General features: G+C 73.4%; 19 protein-coding genes. 15 read left to right on the forward strand and 4 right to left on the reverse strand.

Annotated elements, in window-relative coordinates:
* Positions 1 to 160 precede the first annotated feature (160 nt).
* Entirely contained in the window at positions 161 to 1,291 is a 1,131-nt protein-coding gene (locus ACIGWZ_RS18510) for an LLM class flavin-dependent oxidoreductase (RefSeq protein WP_400065828.1), read from the reverse strand.
* Between the two features lie 51 nt (positions 1,292 to 1,342).
* On the opposite strand from ACIGWZ_RS18510, the gene ACIGWZ_RS18515 reads away from it, so the two are divergent.
* The 5 genes from ACIGWZ_RS18515 to ACIGWZ_RS18535 all read left to right on the forward strand — a co-directional run bounded on the left by ACIGWZ_RS18515 (position 1,343) and on the right by ACIGWZ_RS18535 (position 5,602).
* Entirely contained in the window at positions 1,343 to 1,993 is a 651-nt protein-coding gene (locus ACIGWZ_RS18515; RefSeq protein WP_400065830.1) for a PadR family transcriptional regulator, read from the forward strand.
* Between the two features lie 196 nt (positions 1,994 to 2,189).
* Positions 2,190 to 2,873 (forward strand): glycerophosphodiester phosphodiesterase, encoded by a 684-nt coding sequence (locus tag ACIGWZ_RS18520; protein ID WP_400065832.1) that lies wholly within the window; start codon positions 2,190 to 2,192, stop codon positions 2,871 to 2,873.
* A 127-nt stretch (positions 2,874 to 3,000) separates the two neighbouring features.
* Positions 3,001 to 3,882 (forward strand): ABC transporter substrate-binding protein, encoded by an 882-nt coding sequence (locus tag ACIGWZ_RS18525; RefSeq protein WP_400065835.1) that lies wholly within the window; start codon positions 3,001 to 3,003, stop codon positions 3,880 to 3,882.
* 71 nt (positions 3,883 to 3,953) lie between these two features.
* Complete coding sequence (locus ACIGWZ_RS18530) at positions 3,954 to 4,811, forward strand: amino acid ABC transporter permease (protein ID WP_400065837.1); 858 nt, start codon at positions 3,954 to 3,956, stop codon at positions 4,809 to 4,811.
* The gene (locus tag ACIGWZ_RS18535; protein ID WP_400065839.1) at positions 4,808 to 5,602 is read left to right on the forward strand and encodes an amino acid ABC transporter ATP-binding protein; all 795 of its coding nucleotides are present in this window, start codon (positions 4,808 to 4,810) and stop codon (positions 5,600 to 5,602) included. Before ACIGWZ_RS18530 ends, ACIGWZ_RS18535 begins: the two co-directional genes overlap by 4 nt.
* Before the next feature lie 13 nt (positions 5,603 to 5,615).
* On the opposite strand, the gene ACIGWZ_RS18540 is transcribed toward ACIGWZ_RS18535, so the two are convergent.
* Positions 5,616 to 6,152, reverse strand: coding sequence for a GNAT family N-acetyltransferase (locus ACIGWZ_RS18540; RefSeq protein WP_400065841.1), 537 nt, complete (start codon positions 6,150 to 6,152; stop codon positions 5,616 to 5,618).
* Between the two features lie 175 nt (positions 6,153 to 6,327).
* On the opposite strand from ACIGWZ_RS18540, the gene ACIGWZ_RS18545 reads away from it, so the two are divergent.
* From ACIGWZ_RS18545 to ACIGWZ_RS18565, 5 genes are all read left to right on the forward strand, one after another.
* The gene (locus ACIGWZ_RS18545; protein WP_400065842.1) at positions 6,328 to 6,714 is read left to right on the forward strand and encodes a VOC family protein; all 387 of its coding nucleotides are present in this window, start codon (positions 6,328 to 6,330) and stop codon (positions 6,712 to 6,714) included.
* 278 nt (positions 6,715 to 6,992) lie between these two features.
* Complete coding sequence (locus tag ACIGWZ_RS18550; RefSeq protein ID WP_400065844.1) at positions 6,993 to 7,580, forward strand: DUF5134 domain-containing protein; 588 nt, start codon at positions 6,993 to 6,995, stop codon at positions 7,578 to 7,580.
* Between the two features lie 126 nt (positions 7,581 to 7,706).
* Entirely contained in the window at positions 7,707 to 8,642 is a 936-nt protein-coding gene (locus ACIGWZ_RS18555) for a M56 family metallopeptidase (RefSeq protein ID WP_400065846.1), read from the forward strand.
* Between the two features lie 44 nt (positions 8,643 to 8,686).
* Complete coding sequence (locus tag ACIGWZ_RS18560) at positions 8,687 to 9,415, forward strand: phosphatase PAP2 family protein (protein WP_400065848.1); 729 nt, start codon at positions 8,687 to 8,689, stop codon at positions 9,413 to 9,415.
* Positions 9,412 to 10,146: an HAD family hydrolase gene (locus tag ACIGWZ_RS18565; protein WP_400065850.1), complete on the forward strand. Its 735-nt coding sequence runs from the start codon at positions 9,412 to 9,414 to the stop codon at positions 10,144 to 10,146. The genes ACIGWZ_RS18560 and ACIGWZ_RS18565 overlap by 4 nt, the downstream gene beginning before the upstream one ends.
* 195 nt (positions 10,147 to 10,341) lie before the next feature.
* Here ACIGWZ_RS18565 and ACIGWZ_RS18570 read toward each other — a convergent pair whose 3' ends face one another.
* The gene (locus ACIGWZ_RS18570; RefSeq protein WP_400065852.1) at positions 10,342 to 10,875 is read right to left on the reverse strand and encodes a hypothetical protein; all 534 of its coding nucleotides are present in this window, start codon (positions 10,873 to 10,875) and stop codon (positions 10,342 to 10,344) included.
* A 174-nt stretch (positions 10,876 to 11,049) separates the two neighbouring features.
* On the opposite strand from ACIGWZ_RS18570, the gene ACIGWZ_RS18575 reads away from it, so the two are divergent.
* From ACIGWZ_RS18575 to ACIGWZ_RS18590, 4 genes are all read left to right on the forward strand, one after another.
* On the forward strand, positions 11,050 to 12,771 hold the full coding sequence (locus ACIGWZ_RS18575) for a 5-guanidino-2-oxopentanoate decarboxylase (protein ID WP_400065854.1): 1,722 nt from the start codon (positions 11,050 to 11,052) through the stop codon (positions 12,769 to 12,771).
* Positions 12,768 to 13,964, forward strand: coding sequence for a Glu/Leu/Phe/Val dehydrogenase dimerization domain-containing protein (locus ACIGWZ_RS18580; protein WP_400065856.1), 1,197 nt, complete (start codon positions 12,768 to 12,770; stop codon positions 13,962 to 13,964). The genes ACIGWZ_RS18575 and ACIGWZ_RS18580 overlap by 4 nt, the downstream gene beginning before the upstream one ends.
* Positions 13,965 to 14,264: 300 nt before the next feature.
* Positions 14,265 to 14,651, forward strand: a complete 387-nt coding sequence (locus tag ACIGWZ_RS18585; RefSeq protein WP_400065858.1) for a hypothetical protein — start codon at positions 14,265 to 14,267, stop codon at positions 14,649 to 14,651.
* 39 nt (positions 14,652 to 14,690) lie between these two features.
* Positions 14,691 to 16,106: a DUF2252 domain-containing protein gene (locus ACIGWZ_RS18590; RefSeq protein WP_400065860.1), complete on the forward strand. Its 1,416-nt coding sequence runs from the start codon at positions 14,691 to 14,693 to the stop codon at positions 16,104 to 16,106.
* Here the strand turns inward: ACIGWZ_RS18590 and ACIGWZ_RS18595 are convergent.
* A complete protein-coding gene (locus ACIGWZ_RS18595) occupies positions 16,052 to 17,641 on the reverse strand; it encodes an APC family permease (RefSeq protein ID WP_400065862.1) in 1,590 nt (529 codons plus the stop codon). The genes ACIGWZ_RS18590 and ACIGWZ_RS18595 overlap by 55 nt on opposite strands.
* A gap of 216 nt (positions 17,642 to 17,857) precedes the next feature.
* Here ACIGWZ_RS18595 and ACIGWZ_RS18600 point away from each other — a divergent pair, with 216 nt between their 5' ends.
* Positions 17,858 to 18,478: a TetR/AcrR family transcriptional regulator gene (locus tag ACIGWZ_RS18600; RefSeq protein WP_400065864.1), complete on the forward strand. Its 621-nt coding sequence runs from the start codon at positions 17,858 to 17,860 to the stop codon at positions 18,476 to 18,478.
* Positions 18,479 to 18,494 lie beyond the last annotated feature (16 nt).

Here is an 18,494-nt window from a genome sequence, read left to right on the forward strand (position 1 = left end):
GGTGGCCGGCATGGCGATGCTTTGTGCCCCTTTGGTCCACGGTACCCCCCCAGGCCTCCGGTGCACCCCCCCCGCACGGCCGCCGACCGCCGGGGGGGGGGGGGGCACCCCCCCCCCCCACCCCTCGGAGGCCCCGTCCGACCCGCCGGCGACCCCGCCCTTACGCGTCCGTAAAACGCGGAATGACCTTTTCACCCCATTGGCGGATGGTCTCCATGCACACCTCCTGCGGCACCGTGCCCATCTGGATGAGACACATGACCTCGTCGGCGCCGGCCGCCCGCAGCCGCTCCACATAGGCGATCGCGTCCTCGGCGGTGCCATAGGCGTGGTCGGCGTGGAAGGTGGCGGTGGAGGTGGGGCGGACGGGGATGCGCTGCTCGTTGAGGCGGGCCACGACCTGCTCGGCCGCCTCCCGCAGCGCGGCCTCGGCCTCCGCTGCGCTCGCGCCCGCCACGACCGCCTCGTCCGGCAGCCCGGCGCCGCCGTACCAGTAGCCGATCGACTGGGCGAAGAACCGCTGGCCGCGCAGGCCCACGGCACGGGCCCGGTCGCGGTCGTCCAGCACGATCGTCGGGCAGAGCACGGAGAAGTGATCGTTGATCTCGGTGGAGACCAGCCGGTCGCCGGTGCGGGCCGCGCGGGCCGCGTCGTACGCGCCGCGCATCTCGGCGATCGCCTCCGGCCCCGCGAAGCCCATGACGAGAGCGCCGAGCCCCATGTCGGCGGCCTGCCGCAGGGTGTCGATACGGCTGCACGCCAGGAACAGCGGCGGGTGCGGGGTCTGCCGCGGGCGGGGCAGGATCGGATGCGGCGGGATGTCGATCAGTTCGCCGTGATATTCGAGCTCGTCGTCCTGCCAGGCCCTGCCGATGATGCGCAACGCCTCCTGGACCTCCTGGGCCGTACGGTCCCGGTCGACGCCGCACAGCGAGGTCTCCTGCTCCGTGCCGCCGCGGCCGGCGCCGAGGTCGAGCCGACCGCCGGAGAGCAGATCGAGGGTGGCGGCGCGCTCGGCGACCCGCGCGGGGTGGTTGAAGGCGAACGGCATGCAGACGACGCCGTGCCCGATACGGATGGTGCTGGTGCGGGCCGCGACCCAGGTCAGAAAGATCTCCGGGGCGCTCATGTGCGCGTACCACTTCAGGGAGTGGTGCTCGACGGCCCAGATCCGGTCGAAGCCCATCCGCTCGGCCAGCACGGCCTGTTCCACGCTGTCCCGGAAGAGCTGATGCTCGCGCTCCACGGTCGGATCGGCGAGCTGGGCCTCGAAGATGACCGAGAACTTCATGGCGTCTCCCGGGGGTTGCGTTCCGGCGAACTCCTTATTTCAATCAGTCATATGACTAGCTGTCAGATCTCGAACAAGCAAGAGATACGGCAGGGCGACGCCGCACGTCCGCCGCTCACCGGCTGGGCGGTGCTCGGGCTGCTGTCCTTCCGCGGCGAGCGCACCGGCTACGAACTGAAGAAGTGGGCCGACTCCTCGCTGCGGTTCTTCTACTGGTCGCCGGCCATCAGCCAGATCTACGCGGAACTTCGGCGGCTGGAGGCCCTGGGGTACGCCACCTCGCGGCGCTCGGGCGCCGAAGAGCCGCGGGCCACCCGCCGCTACACGATCACCGAGGCCGGGCGCCGCGCGCTCACCGCATGGGCCGACGAGTCGGACGACCCCGGCGCTCCGGTCCTCAAGCATCCGCTGGTGCTGCGCGTCTGGCTGGGCCACCTCGCCGCTCCCGACACCCTGCGCGCCCTGGTGGAGCAGCACATCGAGCGGACCCGCGGCGAGCTCAAGGAGGTGCGGGACGCCCGGCTGCGCGCCGAGCGGGTGGCGGAGTGGGAGTTCCCGGTGATCGCGCTGGGCTGGAGCGAGCGGCAGCACCTGGCGGAGCTGGAGCTGGCCGAGGCGATGCTGGCGGACCTGGACCGGCTCGCGGCGGCCCGGCGGGGGACGCGGGACGACTCGCCTCCGGACGGGGCGGTGCGTAGATAGTGCGGTAGTGGGGCACTCGTACGGGTTAGGAGGGAGTTGTCCCTACAGCGCTCCGGCACGGAACGGATTAGGCTGTGCGCCATTTCGGGCAGCAGTTTGTCGACGGTCGACACTTTCCGGCCGACACTTCCGGCCGACGCTTTCCGGGCCGACACCTTCCAACCGACACAAGCGAACCGACAGAAGCGAGGCAGTCTTGTCCTTTCTCACCATCGGACACCGCGGGGTCATGGGCGTGGAGCCGGAGAACACTTTGCGGTCCTTCGTGCGCGCCGAGCGCGAGGGCCTCGATGTCATCGAACTCGATCTGCATCTGAGCAAGGACGGCGCGCTCGTGGTGATGCACGACGCGGACGTGGACCGCACGACCGACGGCACCGGACCGATCGCCGAGCGCACGCTGGCCGAACTGCGGGAGCTGGACGCCGGGCGGGGCGAGCGGATCCCGGTGTTCGAGGAGGTCGTGGAGGCGGTCAAGGCCCCGCTCCAGGCGGAGATCAAGGACGTGGCGGCCGCACAGGCGCTCGCGGAGGTGATGCGCACCCGCGATCTGACCGGCCGGATCGATGTGATCTCCTTCCACGACGAGGCGCTGGCCGCGATCCGCACGCTGCTGCCGGGCGTCCGTACCGCCCTGGTGGGCAGCCGCTACGGCACCGATGTCGTCGACCGCGCCCAGGCCGTCGGCGCCGGCATGCTCTCGCTGAACATCCGACGGCTCACCCTCGAGCTGGTCGAGCGCGCGCACGCCGCGCATCTGAAGGTCCTGGGATGGACCGTCAACACCCATGACCAGCTCCGGCTCGCGCGTGGGCTGGGCCTGGACGGGGTGGTGACCGACCAGCCGGAGATCCGGCGGGCGGTGCGCTTCACGGCGTAACACGGCGCGGGGCCGGCCGTCCATACGCGGAAATCCGCAGTTCACAGGCGCGCAACGGTCATCCAGCATGCGGACGTTCGGCCCGGTGATCTCGACAGAGGGGCCGGTGCACTGCCAGTCTCCCGCCATGCGCCTCGTCAACCGCCCTCTTCGCCTTGCCGCTTGCGTCAGCGCCGTACTGCTCGCCGCGGCCGTCGGCTGCGCCCCGCAGGACGGGTCCCCCGGTGGCGGTTCCGCCGCCGGGCCGGGCCGGTCCGGCTGTGACCGCGGCAAGCTGGCCACCGTGGCATCCGGCAAGCTCACGGTGGGCACCGACAAGCCCGCCTACGCGCCGTGGTTCGCCGACGACGACCCGGCCAACGGCAAGGGCTTCGAATCGGCGGTCGCCTATGCCGTCGCGAAGCAGCTGGGCTACGGCAAGGACGCGGTGCGCTGGGAGACCGTGCCGTTCAACAACGCCTTCGCGCCCGGCGAGAAGAACTTCGACTTCGACATCAACCAGATCTCCATCAGCGCCTCGCGCAAGCAGGCCGTCGCCTTCTCCTCCGGTTACTACGACGTGCGGCAGGCCGTCGTCGCGCTGAAGGGGTCCCGGGCCGCGAAGGCCAGGAGCGTCGCCGATCTCAAGGACGCCAAGCTCGGCGCGCAGGTCGGCACCACCAGCCTCGACGTCATCAACGACACCATCCATCCCAGCCAGTCCCCCGCCGTCTTCCAGAAGAACGACCTGGCCAAGTCCGCGCTGAAGAACGGCCAGGTCGACGCGGTCGTGGTGGATCTGCCGACCGCCTTCTACATCACCTCGGCCGAGGTCAAGGACGCCGAGGTCGTCGGGCAGTTCCGGACCGGCGGCGCGGCGAAGGAACAGTTCGGACTCGTCCTGGACAAGGAGAGCCGGATCACGGGGTGCCTGACGGCCGCGGTGGACGCGCTGCGCAAGGACGGCACGCTGGCCGCGCTGGAGAAGAAGTGGCTGACCGACGCCGTCGCCGCACCGGTGCTCAAGTGACGCCCGGAACCTACGGGGCGCGCAAAGAGCCCGGGAAGCGCGGACGGCCGGGTGTGCCGGAGAAGGAGCCGATGGCCGACGACGCCTATGTGCCGTCCGCCCGGCGCATCGAGCGGGAGCGGTTCCGGCGGGCGCGGGCGCGGCGGGCGACCGCCATCGCCGCGCTGAGCACCCTGGTCACCGGCATCGTCCTCTTCCTCGTCATCACCAACTCCCCCGGCTGGGCGCGCACCCGCGAGACCTTCTTCAGCGCCGAGTACGCCCGCAAGGCGCTGCCGGAGGTGCTGGAGGGGCTGCTGCTGAATCTGCGGCTGCTGGTGGTGTGCGGGGCGGCGGTGCTGGTGATCGGCATGCTGCTGGCCATCGCCCGGACGCTGCGCGGCCCGGTGTTCTTCCCGCTGCGCGCCCTGGCCACCGCGTACACCGACTTCTTCCGCGGGCTGCCGCTGATCATCTGTCTGCTGATGGTGGTCTTCGGGGTCCCGGCGCTGCGGCTCCAGGGCGTGACCACCGATCCGGTGGTGCTCGGCGGCTCGGCGCTGGTGCTGACGTATTCGGCGTACGTGGCCGAGGTCTTCCGGGCCGGCATCGAATCCGTCCACCCCTCGCAGCGGGCCGCGGCCCGGTCCCTGGGCCTCTCCAGCGGCCAGGCGCTGCGCCATGTCGTGCTGCCGCAGGCCGTACGGCGGGTGGTGCCGCCGCTGCTCAACGACCTCGTATCGCTGCAGAAGGACACCGGTCTGGTCTCCATCGCGGGCGCGGTGGACGCGGTCTATGCGGCGCAGATCATCGCGGGCAAGGACTTCAACTACACGCCGTATGTCGTCGCCGGGCTGGTGTTCGTCGCGCTGACCATCCCGATGACGCGCTTCACGGACTGGGTCACCGCCAGGATGGACCGCCGGCGCGCCCAGGGAGGGACGGTATGAGGACGACGAAGGACGGCACCCAGGACCGGGACGGCACGGCCGGCGAGCCGGTGCTGCGGCTGGAGTCCGTACGCAAGACGTACGGGCGGGGCACGGTCGTCCTGCGGGAGGTGGACCTCGAGGTCGCCCCGCACACCGTGACCGCGCTGATCGGCGCCTCGGGGTCCGGCAAGTCCACCCTTCTGCGGTGCGCGAATCTGCTGGAGGAGATCGACGACGGCGCGATCTTCCTGGACGGCGCGGAGATCACCGATCCCCGGGCGGACGCGGACGCGGTACGGCGGCGGATCGGGGTGGTCTTCCAGGCCTACAACCTCTTCCCGCACATGACCGTGCTGGACAACATCACGCTGGCACCGCGCCGGGTGCACGGCCTGCCGCGCGCCGAGGCGGAGGCGCGCGCCCACGAGCTGCTGGGGCGCCTGGGGCTCGACGGCCGGGCGGGCGAGTACCCGGACCGGCTCAGCGGCGGGCAGCAGCAGCGGGTGGCCATCGTGCGCGCGCTGGCGGCGCGGCCCCGGCTGCTCCTGCTCGACGAGATCACCGCGGCGCTCGACCCGGAGCTGGTCGGCGAGGTGCTCGGCGTCGTCCGCGATCTCAAGGAGGACGGCATGACGATGGTCATCGCCACCCATGAGATGGGCTTCGCCCGGGAGGTGGCCGATCAGGTGTGCTTCCTGGACGGCGGGGTGGTGCTGGAGCGCGGCACGCCCGAGGAGGTCTTCGGCGACCCGCAGCGGGACCGCACCCGGCAGTTCCTGGAGCGGATCATCGCGGCCGGGCGGCTCTGAGGCCGTCCTGGCGTCAGCCGAGCGCCTTGACCAGCAGTTCGAACTCCAGGTCGGCGCGCTGCGGTATGCCGAACCGGTCGTCGCCGTACGGGAACGGGGTGAGCTCGCCGGTGCGGCGGTAGCCGCGGCGCTCGTACCAGGCGATCAGTTCCTCGCGCTGGCGGATGACCGTCATCCGCATTTCGCGAGCGCCCCAGAGGGTCTGCGCGGTCCGCTCCGCCTCGGCGATGATCACCTTGCCGAGGCCGCCGCCCTGGAGCGCCGGGCGGACCGCGAACATGCCGAAGTAGGCGTGGTCACCGCGGTGTTCGAGCTGGCAGCAGGCGATCAGTTCGCCGTCGCGCTCGGCGAGCAGCAGCCGTCCGCTCTCGGCCCGCACCACGGCGGCGACGCCGTCCGGGTCGGTGCGCTGGCCCTCCAGCAGGTCCGCCTCGGTCGTCCAGCCGGCCCGGCTCGCGTCGCCGCGGTACGCCGACTCGATGAGGCCGACGAGTTCGGGTATGTCGGCGTCGACGGCGGTACGGAAGGTCAGCTCACTGGTGGACGGCATGGTGTACGGGGTCCTCTCGGGCCGGAGGGAGGCGGGAAGGCGGGGCCGGAAGGGTGATGCTCCGCGGCTCTCCTGGAGGCTAACAAGAGGTGCGACCGCCATGTCAGGGCCTTTCGTCCCTCCGAGCCGCCCCGCCACCCCGCCCCGCGCGCTCCGGCGGCGTAGGGTCCGTCCCATGGTGCAGGTACTGAGCAGCAGGGTGCTGCTGCGGCCGTCCGACCCCGCGCGGTCGAGGGCGTTCTACGGCGGGACGCTGGGGCTGGAGATCTACCGGGAGTTCGGCACGGGGCCCGACCGCGGCACGGTGTACTTCCTCGGCGGCGGGTTCCTGGAGGTCTCGGGGCGCTCGGCGGAGCCCGCCACGGGCACCCTCCAGCTGTGGCTCCAGGTGGCGGATGCGGCGGCGGCGCACGAGGAGTTGCGGGCGCGGGGGGCGGAGGTGCTGCGGCCGCCGGTGCGGGAGCCGTGGGGGCTGATCGAGATGTGGCTGGCGGACCCGGACGGCCACCGGATCGTGATGACGGAGGTCCCCGCCGACCATCCGCTGCGCTACCGCCCCTGACCGCCCGCCGCGGGCGTCCCGGCTCCGCGGCCCGGCCGGCACCGACTTCCTCGTGTGTCCCCGGGGCCGAGGCCCTCGTTGCGCGTGCCGAAGCGCGTCGCCGCTCGTCGCCGGGCACGTCGGCACGGGCATCCGCGCCTCCCGCCGCGTCTGCGCTCCCCCGGTGCGCCGGTGCGCTCCCATGAGCCGGGCCGGTGCTGGGCAGCCTGCCGTCGTGCGGGAGCGATGCCCCGCACCGCTGCGGGCTGCCCGTGACACCGGGCGTGGGGAGGTGCTCCGTGCACGGACCGCCGTTGGTCGGCTGGCTGCTGGTGCTGCTGTGCGGTGCGGCGGGGGCGTACTGCCTGTCGCGGGCGCGTACGGGCACGGCCGGGCAGCGGGGGGAGCTGCGCGGCGAGGGGCTGATGGGACTGGCGATGGCGGTGATGGCGCTGCCCGCGTCGGCCGTGGCCGCGCCGGCATGGTCGTCCTGGCTGTTCGCCGCCGTCTTCGCGGCGATGGCGCCGATGGCGCTGACGCGGCGTCATATCCACCACGCGGTGGGCGCGCTGGCGATGGTCTACATGGCGCTGGCGATGGTCCTGCCCGCGGCGGCCGCCGGACGGGACGGCGGCCCGGCGCACCCGGAGGCGATGCACCACGCGGGCCCGATGAGTCATGCGATGCCGGGCGGGTTGCCGTTGCTGACCGGTCTGTTGCTCGCGTACTACACCGTCTTCGTCATCGCCGCCGGGCTCCGGCTCGCCCCCGCGGCCGTGGTGGCCGACGGGCCGACGGCCGCGGTGGCCGCCGGACGGCCCTCGCTCCTGGGCGCCTGCCGGGTGGCGATGGGCATCGCCATGCTCGCCATGCTGCTGACGCTCTGACCTGCGGCGGGCCCCTCGCCGCCGACTTCACGGCGGTACCGGTTTCACACCGTGCACAAGGGTGGCGTACGTCACATACGCCGCGCGGCCGTACCCACTGGTAGTCCGCGCTCATAGGCTGGCGCCATGATGGTCCCCCTCACGCTGATGGTTCTCGGCGTGCTGGCCGCGGCGATGGCGCCGCGCCTGATGGCCCGTTCCGACTGGCCCGACCGCGAGCCGGTGCTCGCCCTGTGGGTGTGGCAGTGCGTGGTGGCCGGGGTGCTGCTGTGCTGCGGGCTCGCGATGTCGCTGAGCGCGGCCGCGGCGTGGGAGTCCGTCCGCAGCCCGGTCTTCGGGTTCGCGCCGCGGGTGGTCGTCGAGGCGTATGCGCTCCAGGCGCACGGGCCGTGGGCCGGGGCGCTGGCGCTCTTCCTCGCGGGCGGCGGTGCCTGGACGGCCGTCGCACTGACCCGCGAGGTACGGGCCGCGCGGGCCCGCCGTCGCCGGAGCCGGGCCGATCTGCTGCGCCGCGCCCCGCTGATGCCCGGCGAGGAGCCGTCCGGGGAGCGTCTGGTGATCCTGGAGGGCGACCGCCCGGAGGCCTGGCGGCTTCGGCAGTCCTCGCCCCAACTGGTCATCACCACCTCGGCGTTGCGCAAACTGAAGGACCATCAGCTGGATGCGCTGATCGCCCACGAGCAGGGGCACGCCCGCGCCCGGCACGACCTCCTGCTGTACTGCGCCTCGGCGCTGGCCGCCGGCTTCCCGCAGATCCCGGTCTTCGCCGCCTTCCGCCACCAGGTCCACCGGCTGGTCGAGCTGGCCGCCGACGACTCGGCCTCGCGCCGCTTCGGCCGGCTGGCCATCGCCCTGGCGCTGGTCGAACTCAACGAGGACCGCGGGGTGTTCGGCCCCTGCCCGCCCCAGCTCGCACAGGTCCCGCAGCGGGTGGACCGGCTGCTGACGCCCGCTCCCCGCTTCACCCCCGCCCGCCGGCTGCGGATGACCGCGTTCGCGGCCCTGGTCCCGGCCGTACCGCTGCTGGTGGCCTTCATTCCCGGGCTGAGCGCGCTGACCTAGGGCGCACTCGCCACCGCCCCCGCCGCATCGGCGAGGATCGGCCCATGGCCCTTCCGGCACCGACCTCGCGCCCCGCCGTCCGTCCGCGCCCGCCGCTCGCCCTCCTCGCCGTTCTCACTCTCCTCTCCGTCCTCCTCACCGTCCTGGTCGTCGCGCGCTGGGGCCCGCTGCTGTCCCTCGACGCCTCCCTGGCGAACGCGCTCCACCGGTGCGCGGTCACCGCGCCCGCCTGGACCCGGGTCAACCGGCTGCTGAGCGACTGGGTGTGGGACCCGTGGGCGATGCGCGTGGTGCTGGCGGCGGTCGTCGTCCGGCTCGTACGGCGGGGCGCCTGGCCGCTGGGGCTGTGGGTGGCGGGCACCGCGCTCGTCGGTACGGCGTTGCAGCAGACGCTCAAGGCGGCGGTCGGCCGGGCGCGTCCCGTCTGGCCGGATCCGGTGGACTCCGCGCACTACGCGGCGTTTCCCTCCGGGCATGCGCTGTCGGTGACGGTCGCGGGCGGCCTCGTCCTGTGGCTGCTGCGGCGGCACGGGGCGCGGTCGCGTCGGCAGTGGGCGGCCCGGACGATCGTCGCCGTCTCGGTCGTCGGCGTCGGCTTCACCCGTGTCCATCTGGGGGTGCACTGGCCGTCGGACGTCATCGGCGGCTGGCTGCTGGGCGGGGCGCTGGTGGCCGGGGCGGCCGCGGCGTATCCGGCGTACGCACGCCGGGTGGGCCGCGCGGCGGCGCGGGATCGACCCGGCGCCGGACAGCGGCGAGGATGGCCGTCATGACCACGATCAAAGGTGTGCTCTTCGACTTCTCCGGAACGCTGATGCGGATCGAGTCCGCAGAATCCTGGCTGCGCGCCGCCCTCGACGCGGCCGGCACCGCCATGGACGACGCCGAGCTGGTCCGCCGCGCGGCCGCGCTCGAGCGGGCGGGCGCGCTGCCCGGCGGCGCCTCCCCCGCCCGGCTCCCCGACGACCTGGCCGGCCTGTGGGAAATCCGCGACAGCGACGCCGTGCACCACCGCGCGCTCTACACGGGCCTGGCCCGCCAGGTCCCGCTCCCCCGGCCGGAGTTGTACGACGCGCTCTACGACCGCCATATGACGCCGGAGGCCTGGTCCCCGTACCCCGATGCCGCCGAGGTGCTGGCCCGGCTGCACGGGGACGGGATCCGGATCGGCCTCCTGAGCAACATCGGCTGGGACCTGCGGCCGGTGCTGCGCGCCCACGACCTGGACCGGTACATCGACCACTGCATCCTGTCCTTCGAACACGGCATCCAGAAGCCGGACCCCGAGCTGTTCGCGCTCGCCTGCGAGGCGCTGGGGCCGGCGCCGTCGAAGGTCCTGATGGTCGGCGACGACCGCACGGCGGACGGCGCCGCCACGGCGCTGGGCTGTGCGTATCTGCCGGTCGACCATCTGCCGGTGGAGCGGCGGCCGGACGGGCTGCGGCCGGTGCTGGAGCTGGTGGGTCGGTCCGCGGAAGGGGGGCGCGGGGCCGGCCACCGCTGAAGCTCGTCGAGGTTGCCCTCGGGGTCCTTCAGGTGAGCGACCTTCCCCCGAGCTCCAAAGGAGCAGGGGACCCCCATCGGTCCGTCATCGGGCCGGGGCCGCGGACCGGGTCGGCCCCGCGCCCGGTGATCTTGGACAGTTCGATGAGCACCGGTATCCCCCTCCATGCGTCATGTGGGGACAACAGCAGTCCCGTTATTCACTCCTGCCCCGCCAAGGCGCGCCCGCGGCCCAGTTCCGCAGCGCGGCGAAATCGTCCGGGAGGAGGCCCTTCGCCGGATCCACGCGGTACGGGAGGGCATCGCCCGGATGGTGGCGGGCGATCCAGCCGAGGTCGGCCGGGCCGATCTCGTCGTCGACCCAGGCGAACGGGCGGCCGGCGGCGTGTGCCAGGAGCTGCCGGGTCTTCCAGTGGATGCCGTCCGGGTCGCGATGGTGCATCTGCGGCCATTGCACGGCGGGCAGTTCGGGCAGCCCCAGCACCGGGCCGATCCAGGTGTTGGCCTCCTCCTTCCAGGTCGTCGCCCAGATGAGGCGGTAGCCGAGGCCCCTCAGGAGCGGCCCGTGCCCGGGGTTGAGCCAGACCCGCAGCGGGCGGCGCGGAGGCTCCCAGCCGGTGGGCCGCATCCGGTGCGTGGTGTAGCCCGCGGGGCGGCGGTGGGGCTTGGCGAGCCAGGGGTTGAGGGGGCCGTCGACGTCGAGGAAAAGGAACGGGCGGTTGGCGGTCACGCCTTGATGATGCGCCTCGGGGAGAGCGGGCGCGAGGGTACCGGGGGGTGCGCCGCGCAGACCCGGCCCCTTGCTGAATCGTCATGCGGCAGGCTCCGTTGACAGTCCGCTCCGGCGCTCCTGATACTGACTCGCGGTTCAGTATCTCTGCCGCTGTCACCCTCTGGAGGCACCGTGCCCTCGCTCCCCTCCGCTCCCGTCCCGCCCGCCCCCGGACGCTCCGGCGTCGCCACCGCGCCCGGCCACCGGGACCGCACCGGCGGCGAGGCACTCGTGGCCGCCCTCGCCGCCCACGGCGCCGACCTCGCCTTCGGCATCCCCGGCACGCACAACCTGGAGATCTACCGGCATCTCGCCGCGTACGGCATCCGGCATGTCGCACCCCGGCACGAGCAGGGCGCCGGATACGCCGCCGACGGCTACGCCCGCGCCTCCGGCCGCCCCGGCATCGCGATCACCACCACCGGCCCCGCCCTGATGAACATCGCGGCCGCCGTCGGCCAGGCCTACTCCGACAGCGTTCCGCTGCTGGTCGTCTCCCCCGGCATGCCGCTGCGGCATCCCCGGCTGGCCACCGGCCTGCTGCACGAAATGCCCAGCCAGAGCGGGGCGTTCGGGCAGCTGACGGCCTTCAGCCACCGGGTTGCGTCGGTGCCGGAGATCGGCGCGGCCGTCGCCCGCGCCTTCACCCGCTTCCGTACGGGGCGGCCCCGGCCCGTACACATCGAGGTGCCGCTCGATCTGCTGACGGCCGCCGAACCGGCGGGGCCGCCGCCGCTCGCGCCCGTGACCCTGCCCGTCCGCCCACGGCCGGAAGCGGTGCAGGCGGCGGCCGAGGCGCTGGGGCGGGCCCGCCGGCCGGCCCTTGTGCTCGGCGGGGGCGCCCACGGGGCGGGGGCCGAAGCGCTGGCGCTCGCCGAACGGCTCGGCGCGCCGGTGGCCACCACCGCCAACGGCAAGGGCGTCTTCCCCGAGTCCCATCCGCTCGCGCTCGGCGTGCGCCTGCACACCCCCGCCGTCCGGAAGTGGCTGGCGGACAGCGACGCCGTCCTGGCCGTGGGCACCGAACTCGCCGAGTCCGACCTGTGGTCGGCGCCGCCCCTCCTCGGCGGAACCCTGATCCGCGCCGATATCGATCCGGCGCAGATGTATGCCGTCCTTCCCGCGGACATCGCGCTGGTCGGAGAGGCGCAAGAGACGCTGCGGGGGTTGTTGGACGCGCTGGGCCAGGGACGGGCCGCGCGCTCCCGGCAGGCCGGTGCGGCGGCCGCCGTGCGCGCCGCGGCCGGCGCCGCGACCGGCGAGCGCGAGGCGGCCCGGCTGCCCTTTCTCGCCGCGCTCCGGTCCGTACTGCCGCCCGCCACGGTCCTCACCTCCGACAGCGCCCAGTGCTGCTACTACGGCGCGCTGCCGCATCTGCCCGTCGACCCGCCGGGCCGCTACCTCCACCCCACCGGATTCGGCACCCTCGGCTACGCCCTGCCCGCGGCCATCGGCGTCAAGGCGGCCCGGCCCGACCGGCCGGTCGTCGCGCTGAGCGGGGACGGCGGGCTGCAGTTCACCGTGCAGGAGCTGGCGACGGCGGTCGATCTGGGGCTGCCGCTGCCCGTCGTGGTGTTCGACAACGGCGGTTACGGAGAGATCCGCGACGAGATGGCGGCGCGGGGCGACGCCCCGGTGGCCGTCGACCATCCGCGGCTCGACCTGGGCGCACTGGCCCGCGCGTACGGCGGACACGGTGTCCGCGCGGACACCCCCGGCGCGCTCGCCGACGCACTGCGCACGGCCCTGACCGTGCCGGGCCCCACCGTGATCACCGTCCCCGAACCGCAGGTGCCCGAACCGACCGCAGAACCCACCGAGCCCGCCGAGCCCGCCGAGGAGACCGCTCCATGACCGCACCCTCCGCACCCTCCGCCCCGTTCCTCTCCCTCACCTGGACCGACGCCCTCACCGGCCGCCGCGGCCATCTCGTCATCGACCGGCTGGTCCGCGGCGTGGCCAGCGGCGGACTGCGGATGCGGGAAGGCTGCACGCTCGAGGAAGTCACCGGACTCGCCCGCGGCATGACGATGAAGGAGACGCTGCACTACACCCCCGGCGCCCGCTACATCCCGCTCGGCGGCGCCAAGGGCGGCATCGACTGCGATCCGCACGACCCCGAGGCGTACGGCGTGCTGACCCGCTATCTGCGCGCGATGCGGCCGTACATCGAGCAGTTCTGGACCACCGGGGAGGACCTCGGCCTCACGCAGGACCTCGTCGACAAGGCGGCCGCCGAGGCCGGTCTGGTCTCCTCCGTACAGGCCGTCTATCCGCTGCTCGACGACGAGCGGGCGGCCCGGCAGCGGCTCGCCGACGCCTTCGCCGTCTCGGTGGACGGGATCGGGCTGGACGAGCTGGCCGGCGGCTGCGGGGTCGCCGAGGCGGTGCTGGCGGCACTCGACCGGGACGGCACGCCGTACGAGGGGACCCGGGTCGCGCTCCAGGGGCTGGGCACGATGGGCGGCGCCACCGCCCGCTTCCTGGCGCGGGCGGGCCTGGTGATCGTCGCCGTCGCCGATGCGAAGGGGACCGTCGCCGACCCGGACGGCCTGGATGTCGAGGCGCTGCTGCGGGGCCGGGACGCCTTCGGGGCGATGGACCGCGGGGCACTGGGACCGGGCGCCACGGAGCTGCCGCCGGAGGCGTGGCTGTCCGCCGACGTCGACGTGCTGGTCCCGGCGGCGGTGTCGTACTGCGTGACCGCCGCCAACCAGGCGCAGATCAGGGCGCGTTGGGTGGTGGAGGCGGCCAACATGCCGGTGGTGCCGGAGGCCGAGGCGCTGCTCGCGGCCCGGGGCGTCACCGTACTGCCGGACGTGGTCGTCAACTCCGGTACCAATGCCTGGTGGTGGTGGACCCTCTTCGGCGACATCGGGGCGGACGCGGATCAGGCCTTCGCCCATATCCGGGGTGCCATGCGGGCGCTGATCGGGCGGATGCTGGCCCGGGCGGCGGCCGACGGCACCACCCCGCGGGCCGCCGCGCACGCCCTGGTCGCCGACCGGCTGCCGGAGATCGCCGCGCGGTACGGGTACCACCGGTGAGGAGCGGCGGCCCGCCGGATCCGACGCGCCCGGGGGGGGCGGTCTCGTCACCGCCCCGGCACCGGCGGCCGGACAGGCGGCGTCTCCGTCGCCAACCGGGCCGCCTTCGCGGGCCCGGTGCGTCTCCCGCTCGCCGGCGTCCGACGCCTCCGAGCACCCCTCTGACCACGGGCGACGCACCCGTCCGGCGAAGATGCGGGTGCCCAGCACCTGTGGAACCGTTGAATCAGCAGCATGTCCGCCGGCGGGCTCGGGTGCCGACGGCCGGGTTCTCCATGTTTCTCCTGTGAGGAGCGGACCATGGCCTCTCGGAAACACCTCAGTGGCTGGACGGTTCTGGCCGCGGTGTTGATGATCTTCGGTGGCATCATGACGATCCTCGAGGGGGTCGCCGCCATCGCCCACGACCAAGTCTTCACCGAGACGCGGGACTACTTCTTCAGGTACAGCCTCACGGGCTGGGGATGGATCCATCTCGTCCTGGGCGTCGTCATCCTCCTCGCGGGCGTCGCGCTGTTCGGCGGCGCGGTGTGGGCGCGGATGGTCGGCGTGACGCTGGCGTCCCTTGCCGCGCTCACGAACTTCCTGTGGATTCCGCACGCCCCGTTCTGGGGCATCGTGCTGCTCGCCGTCAACATCGCCATCGTCTGGGCGCTGTGCACGGGTGACCGGCGCCGGGTGACATAGCGAGGCCGGGCGATCCGGCGACGGCGGGGAGGCCTGGCCATGACCGCCGTACCCGAAGGCGCCGTACCCGAAGGCGCTTCCCCGCGCGAGCGCGCGGCGGCCGGCCGGGAGCTGCGCGGCGCTGTCCCCCGCTCCGGGCATGCCGAGTACACCCCGGCGCCGGACCGCGCCGATCCGGTCGAGCTGATCGAGGAGCAGTCGGCACGCCGGATACCGGAGTTGGTGCCGCTCCGCTACGGCCGGATGCTGGAGTCACCGTTCCGCTTCTACCGCGGTGCCGCGGCGATCATGGCGGCCGACCTCGCGGCCGCCCCGGCCACCGGGCTCACCGCGCAGCTGTGCGGCGACGCCCATCTCCTGAACTTCCGGCTGCTGGCCTCGCCCGAGCGCCGTCTGCTCTTCGACCTCAACGACTTCGACGAGACCCTGCCCGGCCCCTGGGAGTGGGACGTCAAACGGCTCGCCACGAGCCTGGTGATCGCCGGGCGCGAGAACGGCTTCGACGCGGCCGTCCGGTCGGACATCGTCCGGACGGCCGGCGCGTCCTACCGCGAGCAGCTGCGCCGTTACGCGGGGATGCGCACCCTCGACGTCTGGTACGCACGCGCCGACATGGAGGACGTCCGGGCCGCGGAGGCCGGCCGGCTCGGCCGCACCGGCCGGGGACGGCTGGCCGGCACCATGGACAAGGCCCGCTCGCGCGACACCCTGCAGGCGTTCCGCAAGCTGGTCCGGGTGGCGGGCGGCCGGCCGCACTTCGTCGCCGATCCCCCGCTGATCATGCCGCTGGACACCCTGCTCCCGGGCGCCGAGGGCGAGCGGACCGCCGAGCTGCTGCGCGGGCTGGTCCAGGGCTATGCGCGCACCCTCCGCTCGGACCACCGCAGCCTGCTGGAGCAGTACCGGGTGGTCGACATGGCCCGGAAGGTCGTCGGCGTGGGCAGCGTCGGGACCCGCTGCTGGATCGTCCTGCTCGTGGGCAAGGACGCCGACGATCCCCTCCTGCTCCAGGCGAAGGAGGCCGGCGAGTCCGTTCTCGCCGCGCACACCGCACCGAGCCGCTGCACCAACCAGGGCGAACGGGTCGTCCGAGGGCAGCGGTTGATGCAGTCCGCCAGCGACATCTTCCTCGGCTGGCAACGGACCACCGGCTTCGACGGCCGTCAACGGGACTTCTACGTACGGCAGTTGAGGGACTGGAAGGGCATCGTCGAGACGAGGGTCATGGTGCCCCGGGGCATGCGGCGGCTCGCCGCGCTGTGCGGGTCGACGCTGGCGCGGGCGCATGCGCGGAGCGGCGACCGGATCGCGATCGCCGCCTATCTCGGCAGCGGTGACGTCTTCGACCGGGCGCTGGCGCAGTTCGCCGAGCGGTACGCCGACCAGAACGAGCGGGATTATCAGGCGCTGGTGGAGGCGGTCGGTGCGGGCCGGGTCACCGCCGAACCCGGCTGACGCCGCCGGCTGCGCGCCCCGAGCGCCACGAAGGCCACCCCCACCACGACGAAGAGCAGCAGCGGCACGACCTGGCTGAGGGTGTACTGGAGCCGCTGCCCCGCGAAGCTCTCGGGCAGCGAGGCGGCGGGCGAGCCGGCGGTGCCGAACCAGCCGACGCCGAAGCCGGGCCAGAGGAGCACCACGACGGTGAAGGCGACCAGGCCCGTGGCCGGTACGGTGACCGCCCAGGCCCCCGCCCGGCCGCCGGGGACGCGGTACGGGCGCGGGGTGTCGGGGTACTTGCGCCGCAGCATCAGCAGGCTGGGGAAGGTGAGGACGTAGGAGATGAAGGTGGTGCTGATGGTCAGCCCGAGTCCGGCCGCGAAGTACTTCTCGCCGTCGCCGCCGGTCAGCCGCAGCGCGACGATCAGCAGGACGGACGCCAGGACCGCGGAGAGCAGATTGACCCGGACCGGGGTGCCGTGGCGCTCGGAGAACCTGCCCAGCCAGGCCGGTCCCGCGCCGTCCGCGCAGGCGACGGCCTGGGCCCGGTGGGCGCCCATCGCCCAGGTGACGCCGCTGGTCAGTACGCCGACGATGAGGCCGGCCGCGGCGATGCCGCCGAAGACCGCGCCGAGGCCGGTGAGGGTGACCGTGCCGTCGGCGGCGATGCCGCCCCCGTAGACGGTGAACACCGCCTTGCAGGCGTCGATGAAGCCGCCGAGGCTGCCGATGCGTTCGCCGGGCAGGACGAAGAGGATGCCCAGGATCGGGCCTCCGTAGAGGACCAGGGAGGCCGTTCCGGAGCGCAGGATGGACAGCGGGATGTCCCGCTCGGGGTTGGTCATCTCCTCGGCGGCGGTGCTGGGGAGTTCGAAGCCCACGTAGTTGAAGATGAGGACGGGGACGAGGGCGACGAAGCCGGCGTAGGTGGGGGCGAAGTCGCCGACGGGGAGCGGGTGCACGCCGTGCCGGAGGGCGTAGACGATCACCGAGACGAGGAAGAAGCCGAGGAGCACGATCCGGGCGACGGCCCCCGCGATGGGCACCCACTTGCCGATGCGTACGGACCGGACGACGGCCAGCGCCCCGGCCCAGATGAACGCCAGCCCGGCGGCGTACTTCCACACCCCCGGCAGCGGAGTGAAGAACTGTTCCCAGGTGGTCAGGGCGATGATGCACAGACTGCCGCCGAGCCAGACCGGGTTGGAGAGCCAGTACAGGACCTGGTTGACGCCTGCGGTCCGCCGTCCGAAGGCGAGCCGGGTCCAGACGTACGGGCCGCCCTCGACCGGGAAGGTCGAGCCGAGTTCGGCGACCAGCAGGCCGTAGGGCAGGAAGAAGACGACGGCCAGGACGGCCATCCAGGTCAGCCCCTGGGGTCCGGCGGCGGCCACCGAGCCGATGGTGTCCAGGCCGACGAGCGTGCAGACCAGGAAGAAGAAGACATCGCGGCGGCGCAGGACCTTGCGGAGCCGGGCCCGCTGCTCCTGCCAACCGGCGGACAGATCGGGTGTGTCGACAGCGGTGGCGGGCTGCGGTGCTGGGGTCACGTACACGACCTCCTACGGACGCGGCAGGGCACGGCGACCGGCCCGGACGGTCCCGGGCAGTCCAGAATTGACTGAACGAACAGTCAGTAAGAGCAGACTGTGGGGGGCGTCCCGGGAGCCGGTCAAGGGGTCGTCGGCAGGTTTGTCGCCGGAGCGCGGCCGGAGTTCGCCGCGGACGGCGGCAACGGCCCCGGAGGCACTGAGTAGGGTGACGGCGTGGCGAGAGTACGGTTGAGCGTGGCGGAGCGGCGCGAGGAACTGCTGCGCGCGGCGGTCGGACAGATCGAGCGGCGCGGGGTCGTGGCCCTGCGGGTGGCCGATGTCGCCGCCGAGCTCCAGGTGAGCAACGCCCTGGTGCTCTATCACTTCGCGACCAAGGAGAAACTGGTCGCGGCGGCCTTCCAGTACGCGGCGGAGGCCGATCTGGCCCATCTGCGGTCGCTGCTGGACCGGCGGGGCAGCGCCCTGCGCCGGCTGCGGGCGGCGCTGCGCTGGTACTCCCCCACCGGCCAGGCCAAGGGCTGGCGCCTGTGGATCGAGGGCTGGGCCGCGTCGCTGCGCGAACCGGCGCTGCGCGAGGTGGCGCAGGACCTGGACCGGCAGTGGAAGACGGCGCTCGCCGAGGTCCTCGCGCAGGGCACGGCGGCGGGCGAGTTCCGCTGCGCGGACCCCAAGGGCGCGGCGTGGCGGCTGACCGCGCTGCTGGACGGCTTCGCCGTACAGACCATCACCTACGAGGGCGGGCTGCCGCGGCGCACCATGCAGCGGTGGGTCGACGAGGCGCTGACGCGCGAACTCGGCCTCGGCGCGGGGGAAGACGCCGGGGCCGAGGGCTAGGAGAGGCCGACCTGGG

The organism is Streptomyces sp. NPDC053427 (assembly GCF_044544985.1).
In the GTDB taxonomy this organism is placed as follows: Bacteria; Actinomycetota; Actinomycetes; order Streptomycetales; family Streptomycetaceae; genus Streptomyces.